The organism is Pseudoxanthomonas daejeonensis (assembly GCF_022637495.1).
Taxonomy (GTDB): Bacteria; Pseudomonadota; Gammaproteobacteria; order Xanthomonadales; family Xanthomonadaceae; genus Pseudoxanthomonas; species Pseudoxanthomonas daejeonensis.
Genome location: NZ_CP093331.1, coordinates 184424 through 205663, shown reverse-complemented (window position 1 = coordinate 205663; position 21240 = coordinate 184424). Strand labels below are relative to the sequence as shown.

21 protein-coding genes are annotated in these 21240 nt (G+C 70.2%); 19 read left to right on the top strand and 2 right to left on the bottom strand.

The window, feature by feature from the left end:
- Nucleotides 1-27: 27 nt before the first annotated feature.
- Entirely contained in the window at nt 28-1065 is a 1038-nt protein-coding gene (locus MNQ95_RS00980; RefSeq protein ID WP_241953541.1) for a glycosyltransferase family 2 protein, read from the top strand.
- A gap of 25 nt (nt 1066-1090) precedes the next feature.
- Nucleotides 1091-2914, top strand: a complete 1824-nt coding sequence (locus MNQ95_RS00975; protein ID WP_241953540.1) for a glycosyltransferase 87 family protein — start codon at nt 1091-1093, stop codon at nt 2912-2914.
- Nucleotides 2915-2929: 15 nt separating this feature from the next.
- Here the strand turns inward: MNQ95_RS00975 and MNQ95_RS00970 are convergent, their stop codons facing one another.
- Nucleotides 2930-3496 (bottom strand): Maf family protein, encoded by a 567-nt coding sequence (locus MNQ95_RS00970; protein ID WP_162409015.1) that lies wholly within the window; start codon nt 3494-3496, stop codon nt 2930-2932.
- Between the two features lie 120 nt (nt 3497-3616).
- Between MNQ95_RS00970 and MNQ95_RS00965 the strand changes: the two genes are divergently transcribed.
- The 14 genes from MNQ95_RS00965 (at nt 3617) to MNQ95_RS00900 (ending at nt 15610) form a co-directional block, all read left to right on the top strand.
- Entirely contained in the window at nt 3617-4138 is a 522-nt protein-coding gene (locus MNQ95_RS00965) for a YceD family protein (RefSeq protein ID WP_162409016.1), read from the top strand.
- A 97-nt stretch (nt 4139-4235) separates the two neighbouring features.
- Nucleotides 4236-4430, top strand: a complete 195-nt coding sequence (gene rpmF, locus MNQ95_RS00960) for a 50S ribosomal protein L32 (protein WP_052629941.1) — start codon at nt 4236-4238, stop codon at nt 4428-4430.
- A 91-nt stretch (nt 4431-4521) separates the two neighbouring features.
- Nucleotides 4522-5502: a beta-ketoacyl-ACP synthase III gene (locus MNQ95_RS00955; RefSeq protein WP_241953539.1), complete on the top strand. Its 981-nt coding sequence runs from the start codon at nt 4522-4524 to the stop codon at nt 5500-5502.
- Between the two features lie 189 nt (nt 5503-5691).
- On the top strand, nt 5692-6633 hold the full coding sequence (fabD, locus tag MNQ95_RS00950; RefSeq protein ID WP_241953538.1) for an ACP S-malonyltransferase: 942 nt from the start codon (nt 5692-5694) through the stop codon (nt 6631-6633).
- A gap of 69 nt (nt 6634-6702) precedes the next feature.
- Nucleotides 6703-7455: a 3-oxoacyl-ACP reductase FabG gene (fabG, locus tag MNQ95_RS00945; protein ID WP_162409488.1), complete on the top strand. Its 753-nt coding sequence runs from the start codon at nt 6703-6705 to the stop codon at nt 7453-7455.
- Between the two features lie 181 nt (nt 7456-7636).
- On the top strand, nt 7637-7876 hold the full coding sequence (gene acpP / locus MNQ95_RS00940) for an acyl carrier protein (protein ID WP_162409022.1): 240 nt from the start codon (nt 7637-7639) through the stop codon (nt 7874-7876).
- A gap of 153 nt (nt 7877-8029) precedes the next feature.
- Nucleotides 8030-9268 (top strand): beta-ketoacyl-ACP synthase II, encoded by a 1239-nt coding sequence (gene fabF, locus MNQ95_RS00935; protein WP_241953537.1) that lies wholly within the window; start codon nt 8030-8032, stop codon nt 9266-9268.
- A 130-nt stretch (nt 9269-9398) separates the two neighbouring features.
- Entirely contained in the window at nt 9399-10757 is a 1359-nt protein-coding gene (locus MNQ95_RS00930) for an aminodeoxychorismate synthase component I (RefSeq protein WP_241953536.1), read from the top strand.
- Between the two features lie 36 nt (nt 10758-10793).
- Complete coding sequence (gene mltG, locus MNQ95_RS00925; protein WP_425605691.1) at nt 10794-11915, top strand: endolytic transglycosylase MltG; 1122 nt, start codon at nt 10794-10796, stop codon at nt 11913-11915.
- A complete protein-coding gene (tmk, locus tag MNQ95_RS00920; RefSeq protein WP_241953535.1) occupies nt 11912-12586 on the top strand; it encodes a dTMP kinase in 675 nt (224 codons plus the stop codon). The genes mltG and tmk overlap by 4 nt, the downstream gene beginning before the upstream one ends.
- Nucleotides 12583-13545 carry a DNA polymerase III subunit delta' gene (locus tag MNQ95_RS00915; protein ID WP_241953534.1) on the top strand — a complete coding sequence of 321 codons (963 nt, stop codon included), beginning with the start codon at nt 12583-12585 and terminating at the stop codon, nt 13543-13545. Before tmk ends, MNQ95_RS00915 begins: the two co-directional genes overlap by 4 nt.
- On the top strand, nt 13542-13895 hold the full coding sequence (locus MNQ95_RS00910; RefSeq protein ID WP_162409034.1) for a PilZ domain-containing protein: 354 nt from the start codon (nt 13542-13544) through the stop codon (nt 13893-13895). Before MNQ95_RS00915 ends, MNQ95_RS00910 begins: the two co-directional genes overlap by 4 nt.
- 37 nt (nt 13896-13932) lie before the next feature.
- Nucleotides 13933-14517 carry a hypothetical protein gene (locus MNQ95_RS00905; protein WP_241953533.1) on the top strand — a complete coding sequence of 195 codons (585 nt, stop codon included), beginning with the start codon at nt 13933-13935 and terminating at the stop codon, nt 14515-14517.
- Nucleotides 14518-14527: 10 nt separating this feature from the next.
- Entirely contained in the window at nt 14528-15610 is a 1083-nt protein-coding gene (locus tag MNQ95_RS00900; RefSeq protein WP_241953532.1) for a DUF4380 domain-containing protein, read from the top strand.
- A gap of 80 nt (nt 15611-15690) precedes the next feature.
- Here the strand turns inward: MNQ95_RS00900 and MNQ95_RS00895 are convergent, their stop codons facing one another.
- Nucleotides 15691-17772, bottom strand: a complete 2082-nt coding sequence (locus tag MNQ95_RS00895; RefSeq protein WP_241953531.1) for a 3-hydroxyacyl-CoA dehydrogenase NAD-binding domain-containing protein — start codon at nt 17770-17772, stop codon at nt 15691-15693.
- A gap of 292 nt (nt 17773-18064) precedes the next feature.
- Here MNQ95_RS00895 and rpoE point away from each other — a divergent pair, with 292 nt between their 5' ends.
- The 3 genes from rpoE (at nt 18065) to MNQ95_RS00880 (ending at nt 21202) form a co-directional block, all read left to right on the top strand.
- A complete protein-coding gene (gene rpoE / locus MNQ95_RS00890; RefSeq protein ID WP_162409042.1) occupies nt 18065-18694 on the top strand; it encodes an RNA polymerase sigma factor RpoE in 630 nt (209 codons plus the stop codon).
- A complete protein-coding gene (locus MNQ95_RS00885; RefSeq protein ID WP_241953530.1) occupies nt 18691-19542 on the top strand; it encodes a sigma-E factor negative regulatory protein in 852 nt (283 codons plus the stop codon). Before rpoE ends, MNQ95_RS00885 begins: the two co-directional genes overlap by 4 nt.
- A gap of 121 nt (nt 19543-19663) precedes the next feature.
- Nucleotides 19664-21202, top strand: a complete 1539-nt coding sequence (locus MNQ95_RS00880) for a DegQ family serine endoprotease (RefSeq protein WP_241953529.1) — start codon at nt 19664-19666, stop codon at nt 21200-21202.
- The last annotated feature ends 38 nt before the right edge of the window (nt 21203-21240 follow it).

Below are 21240 nucleotides of genomic sequence, written 5' to 3'. Positions count from 1 at the left end.
GCCCAATAGAAGCAGGAGCAGGGCGCGATGCGCAGCGCGGATATCGATTCGCCGGGACAAGGCAGGGCATCGCCCTTGCGGATCGCGTTGCTGGTGCCGTGCCGCAACGAGGCGGCGACCGTCGCCGCAGTCGTCGCCGCGTTCCGCGAAAGCCTGCCCGCCGCCCATTGCCACGTGTTCGACAACCGTTCCGACGACGCGACCGCGGTGCTGGCGCGCGAAGCCGGTGCCACCGTGCACCCGGTGGGCCTGCGCGGGAAGGGCAATGTCGTGCGCCGCGCGTTCGCCGACATCGAGGCCGACGTCTACGTGATGGTCGATGGCGATGCGACCTACGACGCAGCCGCCGCGCCCGTGCTGGTGGAGCGGCTGCTGGCGGACGGGCTGGACATGGTGGTCGGCGCGCGGGTCGACCAGGATCCCGCGGCGTACCGTGCCGGCCACCGTTTCGGCAACCGCCTGCTGACCGGCTGCGTGGCGCGCCTGTTCGGCGACAGCTTCGACGACATGCTCTCCGGCTACCGGGTGTTCTCGCGGCGCTACGTGAAGTCGTTCCCGGCGCACGCTGCCGGTTTCGAGATCGAAACCGAGCTTGCCGTGCACGCGCTGCAGCTGCGCATGCCGGTCGCCGAATTGCCGACCGCCTACGGGGCGCGTCCGGAAGGTTCGGCGAGCAAGCTCAACACCTATCGCGACGGCGTGCGGATCCTCGCCACCATCGCGCGCCTGTTCAAGGCCGAGCGGCCGTTGCTGTTCTTCTCGATCGGCGCCGGCGCCAGCCTGCTGCTGTCGGTGCTGCTGGCGGTGCCGCTGCTGCTGACCTACCTGGAGACGGGACTGGTGCCGCGCTTCCCCACGGCGATCCTGTGCTCGGCGCTGGCGCTGCTGTCGGCATTGCTGCTGGCCTGCGGCCTGATCCTGGACACGGTGACGCGCGGGCGCATCGAGGCCAAGCGCCTGGCCTACCTGGCGATCCCGGCCACGCGCGGCGCGTTGCCGCAGGCGTCCACGACGCCCGCAGGGCTTCCTGTCGCCGGCACGGTGGCGCCCGATGGGCGGGGTTGAGGTGGGAGGTGCGGTCCGCGGCGGCGTGCGCCGACGCTTCGCAGGAGTGTTCGCCGCGCTCGGACGCACGTTCGGTTTCACCACGCGACGGGGCGTGATCAACGCGACGGTCGTCGTGGCCCTGGTGTGCGGCCTGGTTTCGCTGCTGCGCGGTCAGGATGCGAACTGGGACCTGCGCAACTACCACGTGTACAACGGCTGGGCACTGCTGGAAGGGCGCCTGGGCCTGGACCTCGCGCCGGCACAGATGCAGAGCTATTTCGTGCCGCTGCTGGACGTGCCGTATTTCCTCCTGGTCCAGCATGCGCCGGCCCCCCTGGCCGGCTTCCTGCTCGGCCTGCTGCACGGGCTGGTGTTCCTGCCGGTGGCCTGGATCGCGTGGCGCGCACTCGCCGGCGATCCCCGCCGCGACTGGCTGGCGCCAGTGCTGGGCCTGGCCGGACTGGCCAGCGCCGCATTCCTGTCCGAGCTGGGCAACACCATGGGCGACAACAGCACGGCGCCGCTGGTGCTCGGTGCGCTGGCGCTGACCATGCCGGACGAGGACGGACGTTGGCGCACGCGCGCCGTGGTCGCAGCGGGCGTGCTGCTCGGCATGGCGGTGGCGTCCAAGCTGACCAACGCGATCTACGCCTTCGCGCTGGGTCTGTCGGTGCTGGCCGCGCGCGCGCACTGGCGCGCACGGATCGGTGCCGGCGCAGGCCTGGCCCTGGTCGCGCTGCTGGTGTTCGCGCTGATGGCGGGGCCATGGCTGTATCGCCTGTGGGAGACTTTCGGCAATCCCCTGTTCCCGCAGTTCAACGCTTCGTTCCAGGCGCCGTTGGCCCAGCCGGTGGCGGTGGCCGACACGCGCTGGTTGCCGCAAGGCTGGGTCGAAGCGCTGCTGCGCCCGCTGCTGTTCACCGCCAATCCATACCTGGTCAGCGAGATCGCGCTGCTGCAGGTGATGTGGGCCCTGTTGTACGTGGTCGCGATCACCGCGGCGGTGGTCTGGCTGGCGCGCAGGCGTCGCGCATCGGACGCCGCGGCTTCCGTACCGGCGGGCGCGGGCGTGCGGCGCATGCTCGGGGTGTTCTTCCTGGTCGCTTTCGTGGCCTGGCTGTCGATGTTCAGCATCCACCGCTACCTGGTGGTGCTGGAACTGCTCGCGCCGCTGGTCCTGTGGCTGCTGCTGCATGCCGTTTTCCCGCCGCGCCGGGCGGGACGGATCGCCGCGATCGCGATCGCGGCCGCATCGGCCGTCGCGCTCGCCGGCTGGAACGACTGGGGCCACGCGGGCTGGTCGCGCACCGCATTCCGCGTCGAGGCGCCTACGGCGGCGATGCCGGGAACCGTGTTGCTGGTCGGGGGCGAACCCCAGGCCTGGCGGGTGCCGTTCCTGCCGCCGGGACCGGCCTACGCGTCGCTGGGTTCCAATTTCCCCGAGTCACCCGCGTATGCGGACCGGGTGACCGGAATGATCCAGGCGCGCGGGGGAGAGGTGGGCGTGATCCTGCCGGTGGCGATGGACCGGCGCGCCGAGAGCCTTGGCAGGCGCAACCGCTGGGCCGGCACGCTGGGCCTGGATACGGGCGATTGCAGGGTGATGCGCTGGCTGGTCGGCCGCAGCCGCAGCCTGGTGCTGGTGGAGCCGGCGCAGTCGCCGGGCGGGCGTTGCGAGCTCGCCCAGGCCGCCGGCCGCCGCGTCGATACGGCCAATGCCAACCAGGCGATCCTCGACGAGGCCACGACGGTACTGGCGCGCTACGGGCTGCAGCTGGACGGGGCCGGATGCAAGGTCGTGGACAGCCGGATCGGCGCGCAGTCCCATCCATACCACTGGTGTCGTGCGGTGCCGCTCCCGGGGTGACCCGCGCCGTCGGGATCAGGGCACGGCGTAGCCGGCTTCGCGCAGCAGGCCGGCCAGCGCGATCAGGGGCAGGCCGACCAGCGCGGTGGGGTCGTGCGATTCGATGGCATCGAACAGGCTGATGCCCAGGCCCTCGCACTTGAAGCTGCCGGCGCAGTCGAACGGCTGTTCGGCATCGACGTAGCGCTCGATCTCCGCTGCGGCCAGGGCGCGGAACCGGACCTGGGTCAGGTCCACGGCGACCAGTGCATGGGCACCGCGGCGCAGGCAGACGGCGGTATGGAAGCGCACCGAACGCCCGCCCATCTCCGTCAGCTGGGCGACGGCGGCGTCCCGGCCCCCGGGCTTGCCCAGGATCCGGCCATCCAGGTCGGCGACCTGGTCGGACCCGATCACCCAGGCTTCCGGGTGCCGGCCGGCGACCGCATCGGCCTTGGCCAGGGACAGGCGGCGGACCAGCTGGGCCGGGCTTTCCGCCCGCAGGGGCGCCTCGTCCACGTCCGGCCGGGCGCATTCGAACGGCAGCCGCAGGCGCTGCAGCAGCTCGCGGCGGTAGGGGGACGTCGAGGCGAGGATCAGCATGGCCGGTCGCGGGGGAGGGGGGCCTAGTGTCGATCGCGGCGGGGTCGTGGGCAAATGCGTTGCGTCACGGGTTTTGTCGGTTTGACAGGGGGCGGTCCGATCCTTAACATTCAGCGGCTTATGTCCGCGGGTGCGTCTGCCGTGCAGGTTCCTGAAACGCTGGATGCCTGGCGGATGGTCGCCGCGAGGCGGCTGTTCGAGGGTCGCATGCCGTTGTCGGCGATGTCCCGGCTGGCCGGAAGCCTTGCCGACACCGCGGGCGAATGCAGCTTCACGCTGGAATTCGGCCAGGACGTGCTGCAGGTACCCTTCGTCGAACTGTCGATCGAAGCGGGACTGCCGCTGCTGTGCCAGCGCAGCCTGGAGCGGTTCGTTTTTCCGGTGAGGACCGTGCAGAGGCTCGGCCTGATCCGCGACGAATCGGAAGAGGCCGCGTTGCCGCCGGGATACGAGCCGCTGCTGGTGCCCGAGGATGGGCAGCTGCGGCCGGCGGAGCTGGTCGAGGACGAGCTCGTGCTTGCCCTGCCGGTGGTTCCGCTGGCGCCGGGCAGCGAGCCGGTCGAGCAGACCTGGTCTGCCGGTGAAGAGGAATTGCAGGCGGCCAGCCCGTTCGCGGCGCTGGTTTCGCTGAAGAAGAAGTAGACGGCCGCGCCGCCGCCGAAGGCGCCCTGGAACGACACCGGCGGGTGGCTTCAAGGTCCCACACACATACGCAATCAAACGAGTTTGGAGCAATCCCATGGCTGTGCAGAAATCCCGTGTCACCCCGTCCCGCCGCGGCCAGCGCCGTTCCCACGATGCGCTGACGGCCAAGCAGCTGGCGACCGACCCGACCACGGGCGAGATCCACCTGCGCCACCACGTCACCGCCGACGGCTACTACCGCGGCAAGAAGGTCATCGCGACCAAGACCTCGGCGGTCGAGGAAGACTGAGCCTGACCCGTCGGGCGCGTGCTGCACGCGCCCGGCCTGCGGTGCATGGAAAAATCCCGGCTCCCGCGTGGAGCCTCAAGCGGGAATGCGCATGAGCGAGCGGATCTATTCGCGCATCGCCGGAACCGGCAGCTACCTGCCGGAGAAGGTGGTGACCAACGCCGACCTGGCCAAGCTCGTCGACACCAGCGATGAATGGATCCACTCCCGCACCGGCATCCGCGAGCGCCGGGTCGTGGCCGAGGGCCAGACTTCCAGCGACCTGGGCTACCAGGCTGCGCTGAAGGCGATCGAAGCGGCCGGCGTATCGGTCGAGGACATCGACCTGATCGTGGTCGGCACGACCACGCCCGACTACGTGTTTCCGTCCACCGCCTGCCTCATCCAGCAGAAGCTGGGCGTGGCCGGCTGCGCGGCGTTCGACGTCAATGCGGCCTGCTCGGGTTTCGTGTTCGCGCTCAGCGTGGCCGACAAGTTCGTGCGCACCGGCACCTCGAAGACCGTGCTGGTGATCGGGGTCGAAACCCTGACTCGGATGGTGGACTGGACCGACCGCACCACCTGCGTGCTGTTCGGCGATGGCGCCGGTGCGGTCGTGCTCAAGGCCGACGCCGAGACCGGCATCCTGTCCACGCACCTGCACGCCGATGGCAGCAAGAAGGACCTGCTGCGCTGCCCGGTGGGCGTGTCCGCCGGATTCAGCGAAAACGAGCCCAATGCCGGCGTGCGCATCCAGATGGCCGGCAACGATGTGTTCAAGCACGCGGTCAAGGCGCTGGATTCGGTGGTCGACGAGACCCTCGAGGCCAACGGCCTGGACAAGCACGACCTGGACTGGCTGATCCCGCACCAGGCCAACCTGCGCATCATCGAGGCCACCGCCAAGCGGCTGGACATGCCGATGGATCGCGTCATCGTCACCGTCGATCGCCATGGCAACACGTCGGCCGGTTCGGTGCCGCTCGCGCTGGACGAAGCGGTCCGGTCCGGTCGCGTGCAGCGCGGCCAGCTGCTGCTGCTCGAAGCGTTCGGCGGCGGTTTCACCTGGGGTTCGGCGCTGCTGCGCTACTGACCGGCGGGCTGACTGCCGCGCTCCGATGGAGCTGCGAACCTGTTTGACGAAGGCCGCGCATTGCGCGGCCTTCCGCTTTTTTGGGCCCGCATGCGGGCATTCGCGTGGTTCGCGCACATACGGCGCGGTACAGACAAACGCGCGGGATCGCCCGTATCATCGCCGCTCTTTCTCGATCTGCGGCTGCGCGTGACCGATCCGACGCTCGCTTTTGTATTTCCCGGACAGGGTTCCCAGTCCGTCGGCATGCTCGCCGAACTGGCCGAGCTGCACCCGCAGGTCCGCGAAGTCTTCGCCGAAGCTTCCGATGGCGCCGGCGTGGACCTCTGGGCGCTGTCGCAGGGCGGCCCGGAAGAGATGCTCAACCGCACCGAATACACCCAGCCGGCACTGCTGGCCGCGGGCATCGCGGTGTGGCGTGCCTGGCAGGCGCAGGGGGGGGCGCAGCCTGCGCTGCTCGCCGGCCACAGCCTGGGCGAGTACACCGCGCTGGTGGCCGCTGGCGCACTGTCGCTGCGGGACGGCGCGCACCTGGTGCGCCTGCGCGGGCAGCTGATGCAGGACGCCGCACCCGCCGGCACCGGCGCCATGGCGGCCGTGCTTGGCGCCGAAGACGCGGTGGTGCTGGAAGTCTGCGAACAGGCGTCCGGCAGCCAGGTCGTCGTCCCGGCCAACTACAACTCGCCGGGACAGATCGTGATCGGCGGCGATGCTGCGGCGGTGGACCGCGCGCTGGCGCTGCTGGCCGAACGCGGCGTGCGCAAGACGGTGAAGCTGGCGGTGAGCGTGCCCTCGCATACGCCGTTGATGCGCGAAGCCGCCAACCGCCTGGCCGAAGCGATGGCAGGCATGGCCTGGCACGCGCCGGCATTGCCGGTGGTGCAGAACGTCGACGCGCAATCGCATGCCGGACTGGACCCGATCCGCGATGCACTCGTGCGCCAGCTGTACCTGCCGGTGCGCTGGACCGATTGCGTGCAGGCGCTGGGCGCACGCGGTGCCACCCGGGTGGCCGAGTGCGGTCCGGGCAAGGTGCTGGCCGGCCTGGCCAAGCGCATCGACAAGTCGCTCGACGCCCGCGCGATCGGCGCGGTCGGCGACTTCGAATCGGCACTGGCCGACTGGCGCTGATACGTTACGCGGCGCCGCGGATCACGCCGCACCGCCACTCCTGGACATACGAGGCCCATCATGAGTTCCATGCCTGTTGACAGCCGGCCCCTCGCCGGCGAGATCGCGCTGGTCACCGGCGCCAGCCGTGGCATCGGCGCGGCCATTGCCGACGAACTGGCCGCGCGCGGCGCGACCGTGATCGGCACGGCGACCAGCGACGGTGGTGCCGAGGCCATCGGCGGTCGCCTGGCCGCCCATGGCGGCCATGGCCGCAAGCTCGACGTCACCGACGCCGGTGCGGTCGAAGCCCTGATCGACGCGATCGGCAAGGAATTCGGCGCGGTCTCGATCCTGGTCAACAACGCCGGCATCACCCGCGACAACCTGCTGATGCGGATGAAGGAAGAAGACTGGCAGGCGATCCTGGACACCAACCTCACCAGCGTCTATCGCACCTCCAAGGCGGTGATGCGCGGGATGATGAAGGCGCGCAAGGGCCGCATCGTCAACATCGCCTCGGTGATCGGCGCGACCGGCAACGCCGGCCAGGCCAACTACGCCGCGGCCAAGGCCGGGATCATCGCGTTCTCCAAGTCGCTGGCCAAGGAGATCGGCAGCCGCAACGTCACCGTGAATGTCGTGGCGCCGGGCTTCATCGACACCGACATGACCCGCGACCTGCCCGAGGACGCCAAGAACGCCATGCTCGGCCAGATCGCGCTCGGCCGCCTCGGCGAGCCGGCCGACATCGCCCGTGCGGTCGCCTACCTGGCCGGCCCGGATGCCGGGTACATCACCGGCGAAACCCTGCACGTGAACGGCGGCATGTACATGGCCTGACGGCCGGTCGCCAGAACAAGGATTTCAAAAGCCGCGTAAGCTTTTGATCCGGTTGCGGTTGCAGGGCAGTGCCCGCCGCCGCGGCTTTTGACTACACTATCCGCCCTGTGGACAGTGAACCCCGCGTCGACGCATGTCGGCGCATCGTATCGACAACAACTCCGCCTGGAGCAGCAAACCCATGAGCACCATCGAAGAGCGCGTCAAGAAAATCGTCGTCGAACAGCTCGGCGTCAAGGAAGATGAAGTGACCAACAGCGCATCGTTCGTCGACGACCTGGGCGCCGACTCGCTCGACACCGTCGAGCTGGTGATGGCGCTGGAAGAAGAGTTCGAGTGCGAGATCCCGGACGAAGAGGCCGAGAAGATCACCTCCGTCCAGCAGGCGATCGACTACATCAAGGCGCACGTCAAGAGCTGACGCGCGCCGCGCCGCGGACCGTCCAGTGCGGTCCGCGGAGCCGCAGCAAAACCGGGGCCGCTGCGTGCGGCCCCGGGCGCGTCTGGCTCCCTGCCAGCGCGCCGGACGCAACACCGATCCAGAGAATCCGATCCGGAACAGCAGGAGCCCCCTATGAGCCACCGTCGCGTCGTCATCACCGGCATGGGTGCGGTCACGCCCCTGGGCAACGACCTGGCCAGCAGCTGGGATGGCATCGTCAACGGCCGGTCCGGCATCGGTCCGATCACGCATTTCGATTCGACCGGCTTCACCACCAAGATCGCCGGCGAGATCCGCAACTTCGATCCGACCGCTTTCGTGTCGCCCAAGGACGCGAAGAAGATGGAGCCGTTCATCCACTACGGCCTGGCGGCTTCTTTCATGGCCCTGGACGACTCGGGGCTGGTGATCGACGAAGCCAACGCCGAGCGCGTGGGCGCGATCATCGGCTCGGGCATCGGCGGCATCCTCGGCATCGAGGAGCAGACCGCCAAGTATCTGGACGGTGGCCCGCGCAAGATCTCCCCGTTCTACGTGCCCAGCACCATCATCAACATGCTGCCGGGCCAGCTGAGCATCATCCGTGGCCTGAAGGGCCCCAATTTCTCGGCGGTGTCGGCCTGCGCCACCTCCAACCATTCGATCGGCACGGCGATGCGCATGATCCAGCACGGCGACGCCGACGTGATGGTCGCCGGCGGTGCCGAGCGCGGTTCCTCGCCGACCTCGATGGGCGGATTCTGCTCGATGAAGGCCATGTCCACCCGCAACGACGAGCCCGAGCGCGCCTCGCGCCCGTGGGACGCCGAGCGCGACGGCTTCGTCCTGGGCGACGGCGCCGGCATCCTGGTGCTGGAGGAGTACGAGCACGCCAAGGCCCGCGGCGCGCGCATCTATGCCGAGCTGGTCGGCTTCGGTGCCAGCGCCGATGCCAGCCACATGACCGCCCCGAGCGAAGACGGCGACGGCGCCGCGCGCTGCATGCGCGCCGCGATGCGCGACGCGAAGGTCGATCCGTCCGAAGTCGGTTACCTCAATGCGCACGGCACCTCCACGCCGCTGGGCGACCTGGCCGAGACCCTGGCCATGAAGCGCGCGTTCGGCGACCACGCCTACAAGATGATGGTCAGCTCGACCAAGTCGATGACCGGCCACCTGCTCGGCGCGGCCGGCGGCATCGAAGCGATCTTCTCGGTGCTGGCGATCCACGACGGCATCGTCCCGCCGACCATCAACCTGGAGAACCCGGGCGAGGGTTGCGACCTGGACTACGTGCCCAACGTCGCGCGCCAGGCGAAGGTGGATGTTGCGGTCTCCAACGGCTTCGGCTTCGGCGGCACCAACGGCACGCTGGTGTTCAAGCGGATCTGATTGCCCGGGACGCGCAGGCGCGTCCATCACCACCGGGGCTGGCGCCGCCCCGCACGACGGCCACGGTCTTCGCGCGGAACACGGCACCGGCCCCGCGTCTTTTCCGCACCGCACGTCGTACAGGGACACGATGCTCCGCTTCCAACCGCTTCCCGCCGACACCGACCTGCTGGCGCTGCACCGGCAGGCGCCAGCGCGCTATCCGCTGCTGATGGAATCGGTGGCGTCGGGCACCGTGCAGGGGCGCTGGGACCTGCTGCTGGTCGCCGACGGGAGCGGACTGCGCCTCGATGCCGATGGTGTTACCCGCGACCTGGCGGGCGTCGCCCAGGCCGGGACGTTCCTGGAAGCACTCGACGCGCACTGGCAGCAGGCGCGGACGCCGGCCGAAGAGCCACGCTGGCCGTTCCACGGTGGCTGGGCCCTGCTGCTGGACTACGAGCTGGCCGCGCAGGTCGAACCGGTGCTCGCGCTGCCGGCGCGCGCCGCGGGCGGACGTCCTCCGGCGCTGGCGCTGCGCTGCCCGGCGGCCGTGCTGCGCGACCGAGCCAGTGGCGAATGCGTCGCGCTGGCCGAGGAACCGCATGCCGCACTGCTCGATGCCATCGCGTCGGACCTGCGGGCCGCAGGCGACCTGCCGGCGTTGCCGTGCTGGCAACCTCCGATCGAGCTCTCGGAGGACGACCCGCAGCGTTTCCTCGATGGCGTCGAGCGCATCCTCGAGTACCTCCGCGCCGGCGACGTGTTCCAGGTGAATCTCTCGCGCAGCTGGCGCGCGCGTTTCGACGCGCCACTGGATCCTGCTGCGCTGTACGCGCGACTGCGCCAGGCCAATCCGGCGCCCTTCGCAGGCCTGTTCGCCGGAGATGGCTGGGCGGTGGCCAGTTCCTCGCCCGAACGCCTGGTGTCGGTGCGCGGCCGCGTGGCCGAGACCCGGCCGATCGCCGGTACCCGCCCGCGGTTCGAGGGCGATGACGATGCCGCGCGGATACGCGAGCTGGTCGGGCACCCCAAGGAGCGCGCCGAGCACGTGATGCTGATCGACCTGGAACGCAACGACCTGGGCCGCGTCTGCGAGCCGGGCAGCGTGCAGGTGGACGAGCTGATGACGGTGGAAAGCTACGCGCACGTGCACCACATCGTCAGCAACGTGCGCGGCATCCTGCGCGAGGACGCCACCCCGGGGCAGGTGATCGCGGCGGTGTATCCGGGCGGCACGATCACCGGCTGCCCGAAGGTGCGCTGCATGCAGATCATCGCCGAGCTGGAAGCCACCCCGCGCGGTGCGTACACCGGCGCGATCGGCTGGCTGGGTCGCGATGGCGACCTGGACCTGAACATCCTGATCCGCAGCGCCGAGGTCCAGGGGTGCGAGGCGGTATTCCGCACCGGCGCCGGGATCGTCGCCGACTCGGTGCCCGGGCGCGAACTGGACGAGACGCGGGCCAAGGCGCGCGGCCTGCTGCGTGCGCTGGAGCCTTGGGCATGAGCAGTGTCGCCACCAGGGTCGGCATGTCGGCGCGGTATGCTGGCCGCCATCGGAATCGAAGAGGTGATCGTGGCTGACGGACGTCGAAGCGCATTGCGCTGGGGGCTGGGGGTGTTGTGCCTGCTGCTGCTCGCCATGGCCGCGGTGGCGGCCTGGGGCTGGGTGCATTACCAGCGCTTCGCCGATGCGCCGGCCGCCAGCGGCGAGACCGCGGCGAGCTTGCGGATCGAGCGCGGCGACGGCTTCGCCACCGTGCTTGGGCGTCTGCGCGAGGCCGGCATCGATGCCGGGCACGACATCGAGTGGCGCCTGCTGGCGCGGCACATGGATGCCGCCGGCCGCTTGAAGGTGGGCGAGTACGCGCTCGATCCGGGCCTGACCCCGCGCGAACTGCTGCAGCGCATGCGCGACGGGCGCGTGGTCCAGTACCGCGTCACCCTGGTGGAGGGCTGGAACTTCCGCCAGGTGCGCGCCGCACTGGCCGCCGCCGATCCGCTGGAACACGAGACCACCGGCATGGACGACGCGGCGCTGATGGCCGCGCTCGACCAGCCGGGCCAGCACCCCGAAGGCCGCTTCCTCCCCGAGACCTACCTGTACCAGCGCGGCGACAGCGACCTGGACGTGTTGCGGCGTGCGCACGCGGCGATGGTGCAGGCGCTGGCGCAGGCATGGGAATCGCGCGCGGCGGATGTTCCGCTGAAGACGGCCGATGACGCGCTGGTCCTGGCGTCGATCGTGGAGAAGGAAACCGGGCAGGCGCACGAGCGCCCGCAGATCGCCGGCGTGTTCGCCCGGCGGCTGCGGCAGGGCATGCTCCTGCAGACCGATCCGACCGTGATCTACGGGATGGGCAGCAGCTATGACGGCAACATCCGCAGGCGCCACCTGACCACCGACACGCCCTACAACACCTACACCCGCGCCGGCCTGCCGCCCACGCCCATCGCCATGCCCGGCCGCGCCGCACTGCAGGCGGCGGTTAACCCGGCGCCCGGCGACGCTCTGTACTTCGTCTCGCGCAACGACGGCAGCCACATCTTCTCGGCGACCTATGCCGAACACCGCGCCGCGGTGGACTGCTACCAGCGCAAGCGTTGCCCGGCCACGCCCGCCGCGACGCCGGCACAGGCACCCGAGGGAGCGCTGCGGCGATGAGCGAGGCGATCCTGGCGCATCCGCGCTTCATCAGCCTGGAAGGCGGCGAGGGCGCGGGCAAGAGCACCGCGATCGCCTCGTTGCGCGACGTGCTGCAAAAGCGTGGGCATGAAGTACTGCTGACGCGCGAACCCGGCGGCACCCCGCTGGCCGAACGCATCCGCGCATTGATGCTCGACAATCGCCAGGCCCTGCGTGGCGATGGCGACGAGGACGAGCCGTTGTCGGCCGAAGCCGAACTGCTGCTGGTGTTCGCCGCGCGTGCCCAGCACGTGCGCCAGGTGATCCGGCCGGCGCTGCAACGCGGCGTGTTCGTGGTCAGCGATCGCTTCACCGATTCCAGTTACGCCTACCAGGGCGACGGCCGTGGCCTGGACATGGGCTGGATCGCGGAACTGGAGCGGCGTGCGGTCGGCCTGCGGCCCGCGCTGACCCTGCTGCTCGACCTGGATGTGCGCGAGGGCCGTGCCCGTATCGCCGGCCGCGACCTGTGGCCGGACCGGATCGAGAGCGAGCAGGACGATTTCTTCGAGCGCGTCCGCGCCGGCTTCCGCCGCCGCGCGGCCGCCGAGCCGGAACGCTTCCGCGTGGTCGATGCCGCGCGCACGCCCGGCGAAGTGGGCGAGGCGGTGGCCGCCGCGCTCACCGATTGGCTGGAGCGAGCGTCGTGAGTGAAGCACTGGCACCGTGGCAGCAACGCGTCCACGACCAGGCACTGGCAACGCTGGCCGCCGGGCGCCTGGGCCACGCGCTGCTGCTGTGCGGCCCGTCCGGGCTCGGCAAGCGGGCAGTCGCCGACCGCATGGCCGCCTACGTGCTGTCCGCAGGCGATCCGGTCGCCGAAGCGCGCAACCGGCCGTTGATCGCCGCGGGCACGCATCCGGACCTGCACGTGGTCTCGTTCATGCCCAACCGCGAAGGCACGCGCCTGCGCACCGAGATCGTGATCGAGCAGATCCGCGAGCTTGGCCGGCAGTTGTCGCTGACTCCGCAATACGGCCGGGCCCAGGTCGCGATCATCGATCCGGCCGACGCGCTCAACGGTTCGGCCGGCAACGCGTTGCTCAAGACCCTGGAAGAGCCCGTCCCCGGACGTTACCTGTGGCTGGTGAGTGCGCGGCCGGGACGGCTGCCGGCGACCATCCGCAGCCGTTGCCAGCGCCTGGAGTTCCGCCTGCCGCCACGCGAGGAGGGCCTGGCCTGGCTGCAGGGGCGCGGCCATGCCGCGGCGGCGGCCAGCGACGCGCTGCAGGCCGCGCAGGACCATCCGGGCCTGGCCGACGTGTGGCTGCGCGGCGATGGGCTGGCCTTGCGGCGCGAGGTCGCCGCCGACCTGGGGGCCCTGGAAACCGGCCGGGCCGATCCGCTGGAGGCCGCGTTGCGCTGGAGCGCGGACGAGCGTGCGGTCGAGCGGCTGGCGCATGCCGCCGAACACGTCCGCGACCAGGCCGGCCGTGCCGGCTTGACCGATCCGGACCGATTGCACAAGCTGGCGGCCTGGTTCGACGCCGCCAACCGTGCACGTGAACTGCTGCGCAGCACGGTGCGCGCCGACCTCGTGATGACAGATCTGCTGCTGGCCTGGCGCGACGCATCGCGCCAGCAGGCGGGCAAAGGGGACAACCGATGAGTGCTGCAAGCGGTCGCCAGGGCATCCTGTCGCTGGCGGTGAAAGACAAGGCCGCGCTGTACAACGCGTACATGCCCTACATCCGGCATGGCGGCATCTTCGTGCCCACGCCCAAGCGGTATTTCCTGGGCGACGAGGTGTTCCTGCTGCTGACCCTGCCCGATTCCAGCGATCGCCTGCCGATCGCCGGCAAGGTGGTCTGGGTGACCCCGGCCGGCGCGCAGGGCAACCGCACCGCCGGCATCGGCGTGCAGTTCCCCGAAGGCGCGGAGGGCGAGGCGGTGAAGAACCGGGTCGAGACCCTGCTGGCCGGAACGCTCAACGCGGACAAGCCGACCCAGACGATGTGACCGCCCCTTGAAGGCGATAGCCCGGGAGTAAGCGTCGATGCGTGGATTGATCGCTGTTTTCCTCTCGCTGCTGTCGACGGGCGCCATCGCCGGGCCAGGATTGCAGGTGGCCCTTGCGCCTGATGCCGGATCGCAGACGTGGTGGATGCACACCACGCTGGTGCCCGGCGGCGATGCAGTCCGTGGCATTCCCCTTCGCGAATTCGATGCCGGCTGGTGCGCCGCCGACGAAATCACGCTCGATGCCTTCCTCGCGGCGATCCGCACCGATGGCTCGTGGCCGCTGGACCGACTGGACCCGGTGGCGGGGTCCCCGTTCGCGCTGGGCGGCGATTTCGGTGCCGGCGAGCCGCTGGAAGTGATCCTGGGCGCCTACCGGACCTGCTCCGGCGAGACCCGGAACTTCCTCGCGGTGATCGCGCCGGAGCGCAGCGATGCGCGCGTCGTCCAAGTGGAAAGCATCAGTGCCGACAGGGCCGTGTTCCAGTACCTGCGGGCCGATCCGAGTGCCGGTTTCCGCATCTTTTCATGCATGGCCTGCGACGACATGGGCCGGCTTTATCTGTGGAACGCCGCTTCCGGCAAGTTCGAAAAGCAGCCCTACGTCGATGGGACCGGCTGATACGGCCAGCGTGACGGGGCGTGCGCATGCCGCCGCCCTGCATCTGCTGCGGCATGTCGCCGTCGTGGCCGCGTGCGTGGCCGGCACCTTCCATCCGGGGTTCGCCATCGCCGCCGATCCCGCACCGTCGCGCCTGCGCCTCGAGAGCGCGCAGCTTCGGATGGAGGTTTCGCCGAGACTCGGCGGGCGCGTGTTGCATTTCTCCATTCCCGGGGCGCCGAACCTGTTGAAGGTGGGCGAGGCGACGGTGTCGCAACCGGAGCCGCGCGTGGAGGCTGGCGGCGAGAACATCGCCTATCTCGGCCACGAAATATGGGTTGGCCCGCAGGCCGACTGGTGGCGCGACCAGACCGTCAATCCGGCGCGGCGCAAGGCGGCGGCGCAATGGCCACCGGATCCGTGGTTGGCGCATGCGCCTGCGAAGGTGATCGTGCACGACGGTGACCGCCTGGTGCTGGAGGGCGCGGCCAGTCCGGTCAGTGGCGTTCAACTGGTGCAGACGTTCTCGATCGCGGCCGATCGACCCGGTACCGCCGAACTGGCGGTGGAGATGCGCAACATCCGCAAGGTGCCGATATCGCGCGATATCTGGTTCAACACGCGGGTACATCCGGAAACACGCGTATTCGTGCCGGTGGCGCGCGATGGCAGCGGAGTGCGCGTGCGTTCCGATGCCAGCGACGGTTTCGACGGGCTGGTCAGCAGCAGCGCCGATGGCCTGTTCTCGCTGGAGCTGCTGCCGCCGTCCGAGGGCCTGCATGGCCGCCGCGGCAAGGTGTTCATCCAGCCGCGCGCCGGCTGGATCGCCGGCTTCGCGGCCGGGCAGGCCTTCCTGATCCATTTCGAGCTCGAGCCCCTCGAACGCATCCATCCGGACCAGGGCCAGGTCGAGCTGTACCTGGACTGGCGACCCGGACAGGCCGACACCGGCCTGATGGAGCTGGAGGTGCATGCGCCGTACGCGACGCTGGCAGCCGGGACGTCCACCACCGCGCACGAATGGTGGGTGGTGCGCCGCTACGACGGTCCGGACAGGCGTGATGCGCAGGTCGCCTTCCTGCAGCGGATGCTGGCGGACGCGGACATCGAATAGAGCGGGGCTGGCCCCTCAGCAACCCACACCCGCTGGAGGCGAGCAGCGGCGCAAAGCGCCGCTCCACGCCGCCGCAACGGTTACTCCGGCGCCTGCCGCAGCAGCGGGTTGTCCCAGCCCGGGCGCGGCGCGAAGCGATCACCGTGGCGGGCCTGCAGTGCCTTGAGCCGCTCGAACAGCGCGTCGGCGCCGGTGGCGCGGATATGCTGGATCGGACCCCCGCGGAACGGGGCGAAACCGGTGCCGAAGATCACGCCCGCGTCGAGCAGGTCGGCATCGGCGACCACGCCGTCGTGCAGGCAGGCCACCGCTTCGTTGAGCAGCGGCAGGACCAGGCGGTCCTCCAGGTCCGACGGGGCCTGGTAGCCCGCAGGCGCTTCGGGTTTGACCGCCTTGCCGTTGTCCCACTTGTAGAGGCCCTGGCCGTCCTTCTTGCCGCGCTTGCCCGGTTCGACCGAGGCCAGCGTCGCCGGCACCTGCAGTCCGAGGAAGGGCGACAGTTCCGCGCCCACGCCCTGCGCCACGTCCAGGCCGACCGTGTCGATCAGCTCGATCGGGCCCATCGGCATGCCGAACTTCACCGCGGCCTTGTCGATCACCACGCCCGGAATGCCTTCGGCGTAGGCGGTGGCCGCCTCGAGCATGTACGGGAACAGCACGCGGTTGACCAGGAAGCCCGGGGTGCCGGCGACCGGCACCGGGAACTTGTCCAGCGCCTTGCAGAAGGCCGCCAGCCGCTTGACTACCGCCGGATCGAGGCGGTCGTGCTGGACGATCTCCACCAGCGGCATCATCGACACCGGGTTGAAGTAGTGCAGGCCGGCGAAGCGGTCCGGGCGGGCGATGTGTTCGCGCAGTTCGTCCAGCGGGATCGAGGAGGTGTTGCTGGTCAGCAGCGCGTCGTCCTTCATCCGCGGCTCGAGCAGGTGGTACAGGTCGCGCTTGGCTTCGGGGTTCTCGATGATCGCTTCGATCACCAGGTCGGCCTCGGCCACGCCGGCGCCGGCGAGGTCGCCCTTAAGGCGCGCCGCCACGGCAGGCCGTTTGCTCTCGTCCTTGACCCGCTTGCCGAACAGTTCCTGCGCACGGCCCAGCGCGCCGTCGATGAAGCGCTGCTCGCGGTCCTGCAGGGTCACCTCGAATCCCTTGTAGGCCGACCAGGCGGCGATGTCCCCGCCCATCACGCCTGCACCGACCACGTGCACGTGGCGGATGCCCGGCGACGGCATGCCGCCGCCATCCTTGCCGCCGAGTCCCTTGAGCCGCTCGGTCAGGAAGAAGATGCGGATCAGGTTGCGCGCGGTCGGACTGCCCGCAAGCTTGACCACCGCCTTGCGCTCGGCGTCCAGGCGCGCCTGGATGCCGCTGCCGCCGGCGCGCTGCCAGACCCCGATCAGCGCATACGGCGCCGGGTACTGGTCCTTCTTCGCCTTGCGCGCGACCTGCTTGGTCATCTGCGGGGCGAGGATCTTCCGCGCCAGCCACGAGTTGGTCGCCCAGCCGGCGAAGCGCTGCTTGAACGGACGCTGCGTGCCTTTCAGCGCCAGCGCCGCAGCGGCGTCCTCGAGCAGGGCCGGCTCGACCACCTTGTCGACCAGCCCCATGCCGCGCGCGGACGCGGCCGACAGCGTGCGCCCGGTGAGCATCAGGTCCATCGCCGCCGGCGCGCCGACCAGGCGGGGCAGGCGTGCGCTGCCACCCCAGCCGGGGAAGATGCCGAGCTTGACCTCGGGCAGGCCGATCCGCGTGGACGGGTCGCTGCTGGCCACGCGATAGTCGCAGGCCAGCGACAGCTCGGTGCCGCCGCCCATGCAGAAGCCGTGAATCGCCGCCACCGTCGGGCAGGGCAGTTCAGCCACCTTCTGGAACACGGCCTGGCCGCGGCGGATGGCGTCGTTGACCGTACCCTTGCGATCGAAGTCCTGGAATTCCTTCAGGTCGGCGCCGGCGATAAAGCCGGAGGCCTTGGCCGAACGGAACAGCACGCCCTTGGGCGGATCGATGGCCAGGCGTTCGACGATGTCGCCCAGTTCGATCAGCACGTCCTGCGAGAGTGCGTTGACCGGGGCGCCCTGGCGGTCCAGCGACAGCACCACGATCCCGTCGTCGCGCTGGGCGGCTTGCCAGTGGCTGAATCGCAGTCCATCGAAGCCTGGGAGCATGGCCTGACCATCCGGTTGTGTATGGAAGAGACCGCTATCATCCCGAGGTTGTTTCCGCTGCGTCAAATCCCATGAAGGAATGCAGGCCGTCGCGGACAGCGGCGTGCCCGACCATACTTGCCCTGCGGTTAAGGTCCTGCATGTCGCCCCGGCCGCGGGTCGGGCGCGGGACAACGGCCCCAGCTGCATGATGTGGCCCATACGGACAGCGGCTTCCGCCAGTCGCTGAACTTTTTCCGGCAACGGCGGTCACAGGGTCCGGAACGTCGGGCCGACAGGAGTGTGGCCCGGCATGGCCGAAGGAACGCCAAAGGATCCGACCCAGGAGCTGGACCTCGAGTTGGTCCGCCGCGTGCAGCGTGGCGACAGCGCGGCATTCGACCTGCTGGTGCGCAAGTACCAGCATCGGATCACCGGGCTGATCGGACGCTACATCTCGGACTGGAGCGAATGCCAGGACGTGGCCCAGGACACCTTCATGCGCGCCTACCGCGCGCTGGGGAATTTCCGCGGCGACGCCCAGTTCTATACATGGTTGCACCGGATAGCCGTGAATACCGCCAAGAACCACCTGGTCGCCCACAACCGCCGTCCACCCACGGACGACATCGACGCCAGCGACGCCGAGCAGTACGACGCCGGTGCGCGCCTGCGCGACACCGATACGCCCGAGCGCGAAGCGATGCGCGAGGAGCTGGAACGGACGGTGATGAAGGCGGTGGATGCGTTGCCGGAGGAACTGAGGGCCGCCATCACCCTGCGCGAGGTGGAGGGCCTGAGCTATGACGAGATCGCGCAGAAGATGGATTGCCCGATCGGAACGGTGCGCTCGCGCATCTTCCGGGCGCGCGAAGCCATCGACGCCGAATTGAGGCCCCTGCTCGACATCCAGAGCGCCACTCGCGAACGAAACCGTCCATGAGCCAAGAACCCAGCATCCCCACCGACGCCAACGTCGACAAACTCGAACTCCACACCCGGCACCAGCTGTCGGCGCTGGTGGACGGCGAGCTGTCACCGGACGAAGCGCGCTTCCTGCTGCGCCGGCTGCAGCACGACACCGAACTGTCCGGCCGCTTCGAGCGCTGGCAGCTGGGTGGCGACGTGCTGCGTGGCCAGGTCAAGCGCGTCGCCGCGGCGGATCTGAGCGAACGCATTGCGGCTGCCATCGCCGGCGACACTGCAGCCGGGCACGGCGTGCAGCCGGCGGCCGCTGCCGGTGGACGTGCCCCGGTGTGGACGCGCTGGGGCGGGGGTGGTGCGGCACTGGCCGCTTCCGTCGCCGTCGTGGCCATGCTGGTCGGTCGCCCGGCCGCACCGGACCAGGCGGCTGCTCCCATTCCCGCGCTTGCAATGCAGACCCTGCCGTCCACCGAGGCCCGCCTGCCGGCTGCCCCGGTCGCGCCGGCCCTGCCGCAGCGTGAAGTCGCCGCCGTTGCGCCGCCGGCCCGGCAGCAGCCGCGGCCCGTGAATCGCGTGCGGCCATCGCCGGCCATCGCCACGGAACCCACGACCGCAGTGGCCGATGCGGGCGGCGCGAGTGCGCTGCCGGCCGATCCCTTCGCCTCGGCGGCGCCGTTGCAGGCGCGCCCGTGGCCGCGTGCCGACCTGGCGCAGCCGTCATCGGGTCGATTCACCGCAAGCCTCGGCGAGTCGCCCGTCGCACGCCCCTTCTATCCGTTCGAGCCGAGCCCGCCGGTCGAAGCCGCCGCGCCGGTGCCAGCGGACGACCAGGAGCTGCCGGCGCCCCCGGAAGACGACGGGCGCTGATCTGCCCGCGCGTTCCCGCACTCCGTTCCGCTCGCTCCCCGTTTCCCGATCAACCCCTGATCCGTCCCGTGTTCCACGGCCCGGTCGACCGCGGCCGCTCCTCCCCCTGAAGGCATACCCGATGAATTCCCGTGTCCGTCCCAGTCTCCTCGCCGCCCTGGTCCTGACCGCGCCGCTCATGGCGTGCGCCCGTGCGCCGGAAGCCAGCAGTTCGCCCTCCGCGCAGACCGCGCCTGCTGCCGCCCCGGCGGTTGCCGCCGCGCCCCTGGTCACCGGCCTGCCCGATTTCACCCGCCTGGTCGAACAGGTCGGCCCCGGCGTGGTCAACATCGAGGCGCGGATCAGCCGGCGTCCGTCCGCGCGCAACCGCGGCGGCATGCCCAGCGACGAGCAGATGCCGGAAATCTTCCGCCGCTTCTTCGGTCCGGGTTTCCCGGGCCAGCCGGGCGAGCCTGGTGATCCGGGCCAGGACGCGCCTTCGGGCCGTTCGGTGGGCTCGGGCTTCATCATCTCCAACGATGGCTACATCCTCACCAACCACCATGTGGTCGACGGGGCCGACAGCATCACCGTGCGCCTGTCCGACCGCCGCGAGTTCACCGCCAAGCTGATCGGCAGCGACGAGACCTACGACGTGGCCCTGCTCAAGGTCGACGGCAAGGGCCTGCCTACGCTGCGCCAGGGCCAGTCCTCGGCGATCAAGCCGGGCCAGTGGGTGGTCGCGATCGGTTCGCCGCTGGGCCTGGACCAGTCGGTGACCGCCGGCATCGTCAGCGCGGTCGGCCGCACCGGCGGCCCGGGCCAGCAGTACGTGCCCTTCATCCAGACCGACGTGGCGATCAACCGGGGCAATTCCGGCGGCCCGCTGCTCAACACCTCCGGCGAGGTGGTCGGCATCAATTCGCAGATCCTGAGCAATTCCGGCGGCTACATGGGGGTGAGCTTCGCCATCCCGATGGACCTGGCGATGGGCGCGGTCGAGCAGATCAAGAAGGGCGGCAAGGTGAGCCGCGGCATGCTCGGCGTGCAGATCCAGGGGATCGACGCGGCCCGCGCCAAGGGCCTGGGCCTGGCCGACAGCAATGGCGCGCTGGTCAACAACGTCGAGCCGGGCAGCGCGGCCGAGAAGGGCGGCATCGAGGTCGGCGACGTGATCGTCTCGGTCAACGGGCGCCCCGTAAGCACCAGCGCCGACCTGCCGCCGATGGTGGGCATGCTGCCGCCGGGTACCAAGGCGAAGATCGGCGTGATCCGCGACGGCAAGCCGCGCGAGCTGACCGTGACCCTGGGCGAACTGGCCAGCGACGCGCAGCGTGCCGCTGCCGCGCCGGATGACGCCGACGCCGGTCCGGCCCAGGCTTCGGCCCTGGCAGGCCTGGGCCTGCGGGTGGCCGAACTGGATGCGCGGTCGCGCAGCCAGCTGGGCCTGGAGGCCGGCAAGGGCGTAGGCATCACCGGTGTGACCGGCGCGGAGGCGCGCGAGGCCGGGCTGCTGCCGGGCATGGCGATCGTGCAGGTCGGCCGCACGCCGGTCGGCAGCGTCGCCGAGCTGGAGCGCCAGCTGCGCGGCACCCGTCCCGGCGACGTGGTGATGCTGCTGGTGCGCACTCCCGCCGGCCAGACCAGTTTCATCGCCCTGGCCGTGGGTGACGGCGAGTAAAACGATGCCCACGCCGGCCATGCCCCGACGGGCATGGC

What these genes read in the sequence shown, in the direction of transcription:
- MNQ95_RS00980 (WP_241953541.1), top strand. Translation starts at nt 28, where the DNA reads ATGCGCAGCGCGGATATCGATTCGCCGGGACAAGGCAGGGCATCGCCC.
- MNQ95_RS00970 (WP_162409015.1), bottom strand. Translation starts at nt 3,496, where the DNA reads ATGCTGATCCTCGCCTCGACGTCCCCCTACCGCCGCGAGCTGCTGCAG.
- MNQ95_RS00965 (WP_162409016.1), top strand. Translation starts at nt 3,617, where the DNA reads ATGTCCGCGGGTGCGTCTGCCGTGCAGGTTCCTGAAACGCTGGATGCC.
- rpmF (WP_052629941.1), top strand. Translation starts at nt 4,236, where the DNA reads ATGGCTGTGCAGAAATCCCGTGTCACCCCGTCCCGCCGCGGCCAGCGC.
- MNQ95_RS00955 (WP_241953539.1), top strand. Translation starts at nt 4,522, where the DNA reads ATGAGCGAGCGGATCTATTCGCGCATCGCCGGAACCGGCAGCTACCTG.
- fabG (WP_162409488.1), top strand. Translation starts at nt 6,703, where the DNA reads ATGCCTGTTGACAGCCGGCCCCTCGCCGGCGAGATCGCGCTGGTCACC.
- acpP (WP_162409022.1), top strand. Translation starts at nt 7,637, where the DNA reads ATGAGCACCATCGAAGAGCGCGTCAAGAAAATCGTCGTCGAACAGCTC.
- fabF (WP_241953537.1), top strand. Translation starts at nt 8,030, where the DNA reads ATGAGCCACCGTCGCGTCGTCATCACCGGCATGGGTGCGGTCACGCCC.
- MNQ95_RS00930 (WP_241953536.1), top strand. Translation starts at nt 9,399, where the DNA reads ATGCTCCGCTTCCAACCGCTTCCCGCCGACACCGACCTGCTGGCGCTG.
- mltG (WP_425605691.1), top strand. Translation starts at nt 10,794, where the DNA reads ATGCTGGCCGCCATCGGAATCGAAGAGGTGATCGTGGCTGACGGACGT.
- tmk (WP_241953535.1), top strand. Translation starts at nt 11,912, where the DNA reads ATGAGCGAGGCGATCCTGGCGCATCCGCGCTTCATCAGCCTGGAAGGC.
- MNQ95_RS00910 (WP_162409034.1), top strand. Translation starts at nt 13,542, where the DNA reads ATGAGTGCTGCAAGCGGTCGCCAGGGCATCCTGTCGCTGGCGGTGAAA.
- MNQ95_RS00905 (WP_241953533.1), top strand. Translation starts at nt 13,933, where the DNA reads ATGCGTGGATTGATCGCTGTTTTCCTCTCGCTGCTGTCGACGGGCGCC.
- MNQ95_RS00895 (WP_241953531.1), bottom strand. Translation starts at nt 17,772, where the DNA reads ATGCTCCCAGGCTTCGATGGACTGCGATTCAGCCACTGGCAAGCCGCC.
- rpoE (WP_162409042.1), top strand. Translation starts at nt 18,065, where the DNA reads ATGGCCGAAGGAACGCCAAAGGATCCGACCCAGGAGCTGGACCTCGAG.
- MNQ95_RS00885 (WP_241953530.1), top strand. Translation starts at nt 18,691, where the DNA reads ATGAGCCAAGAACCCAGCATCCCCACCGACGCCAACGTCGACAAACTC.
- MNQ95_RS00880 (WP_241953529.1), top strand. Translation starts at nt 19,664, where the DNA reads ATGAATTCCCGTGTCCGTCCCAGTCTCCTCGCCGCCCTGGTCCTGACC.